Source organism: Acidithiobacillus sp. TH-A36, assembly GCF_057473445.1.
The window spans coordinates 1-1,832 of sequence record NZ_JBYCKP010000365.1 but is presented as its reverse complement, the minus strand read 5'-3'; the positions used below and the strand labels follow the sequence as shown (position 1 = coordinate 1,832).

Sequence of the window (1,832 nt, the reverse complement as noted above, 5' to 3'; positions counted from 1 at the left end):
CCCGGCGCTTGGTCAGGATGGCCTCAGAAGATGTGGGTCTCGCCGATCCCCGGGCGCTGGAAATGGCTTTGGCAGCCAGGGACGCCTATCAGTTTCTGGGTAGTCCCGAGGGTGAACTGGCCCTGGCCCAGGTGGCGGTTTACCTGGCCAGCAGTCCCAAAAGTAATCGGGTTTACACGGCATGGAACAAGGCTCAGGCCCTGGTGAAAGCGGGCAGCAGCCAGGAGGTCCCCCTGCATTTGCGCAATGCCCCGACCAAATTACTCAAAACACTGGATTACGGCAAAGAATATCAATACGATCACGATTATCCAGATGCTATTGCCCCCAATCAGGAATATTTTCCGGCAAGGCTGATCGGAACCCGTTTTTATGATCCCAGCGAACGTGGCCTGGAAACGCGTATTCAGGAGCGCCTGCGCTGGATTCGCGCCCATCGTTCAACTACCCAAGAGAAAACCCCGAATGCTTGATCCTAATTTGCTGCGCAATGAACCGGAAGCTGTCGCTGCAGGACTGGCCCGTCGCCATTTCAAGCTCGATGTGTCGGCCTTGACCGCCCTGGATCAACAGCGAAAAACGTTGCAAATTCAGATGGAAGAACAGCGCAACGCGCGTAATGAGGCTTCTCGTGAAATTGCCCAGGCGCGCCGGCAGGGGTTGGATACTGCGGAGATGCAAAACGCGGCGGGGCAGTATGGAGAAACCATCAAGGCGCTGGAGCAGTCTCTGGAAGTCGTGCTGCAGCAATGGGAGGCGCTGGTCAGCAGCTTGCCCAATATTCCCCAGCCTTCCGTCCCTGATGGACGTGATGAAGCCGATAACGTGCCGGTAAGGCATTGGGGAACGCCTCGCGAATTTTCATTTACGCCCAAGGATCATGTGGACCTGGGTGAGGGATTGGGTATTCTCGATTTTGCAGCAGGGGTGCGCCTGGCCGGAGCCCGTTTTGTCGTGTTACGTGGCCTGGGTGCCCGACTGGAAAGGGCTTTGACCCAGTTTATGCTGGACCTGCACGTCACTGCCCATGCCTACACGGAAATTGCCCCGCCTTTTTTGGCGAATTCCGAATCTCTGTTCGGCACCGGACAATTGCCCAAGTTTGAAGAAGATCTTTTTGCGCTGCGCGATGATCCCTATTACCTGATACCAACTGCCGAAGTGCCCCTGACCAACTTGTTGCGCGGTGAAATCGTCAGCACGCTTCCCCAGCGGTTTTGTGCCTATACGCCCTGTTTCCGGCGTGAAGCGGGCGCTTATGGGCGCGATACCCGGGGCATGATTCGCCAGCATCAATTTGACAAGGTAGAGCTGGTACAGGTTGTCCGCCCCCAAGATTCTGCCACAGCTCTGGAAGAACTCACCGGGCATGCCGAAAAAATATTGCAATTACTGGAGCTGCCTTACCGGGTAATGGCTCTGTGTGCTGGAGATATGGGTTTTAGTGCGGCCCGGACTTATGACCTCGAAGTGTGGTTGCCGGGTCAAAGTCAATATCGGGAAATCAGCTCCTGCAGCAATTTTGAAAGCTTTCAGGCCCGTCGCCTGCAGCTCCGGTATCGTGGTGAGGATGGTAAGCCGCAGTTGGTGCACACCCTGAATGGTTCTGGTCTCGCCATAGGCCGGACCCTGGTGGCCTTGCTTGAAAATCATCAACAGGCTGATGGGAGTGTGCATATTCCCGAAGCCCTGCGCCCCTATATGGGCGGCATGGAAATACTCAGCGCATAAAAAACGATGCGCGACCCCTATGTGCCCGTTAGCTGTGCCTTGCACAGCGCTCTGGAGCTGGCAGCCCTGCAACATAAATCGGTAGTCCTGCAAATGCGCGA

General features: G+C 56.0%; 2 protein-coding genes. Both read left to right on the top strand.

From position 1 onward, the window contains the following. Positions 1–473, top strand: a 473-nt coding sequence (locus tag AC2VLY_RS09655) for an AAA family ATPase (protein ID WP_486922173.1), incomplete at its 5' end; no start/stop codon positions are given. Further along, positions 466–1,731 carry a serine--tRNA ligase gene (serS, locus tag AC2VLY_RS09650; RefSeq protein ID WP_193651872.1) on the top strand — a complete coding sequence of 422 codons (1,266 nt, stop codon included), beginning with the start codon at positions 466–468 and terminating at the stop codon, positions 1,729–1,731. The genes AC2VLY_RS09655 and serS, both read left to right, overlap by 8 nt. Positions 1,732–1,832 lie beyond the last annotated feature (101 nt).

What these genes read in the sequence shown, in the direction of transcription:
- serS (WP_193651872.1), top strand. Translation starts at nt 466, where the DNA reads ATGCTTGATCCTAATTTGCTGCGCAATGAACCGGAAGCTGTCGCTGCA.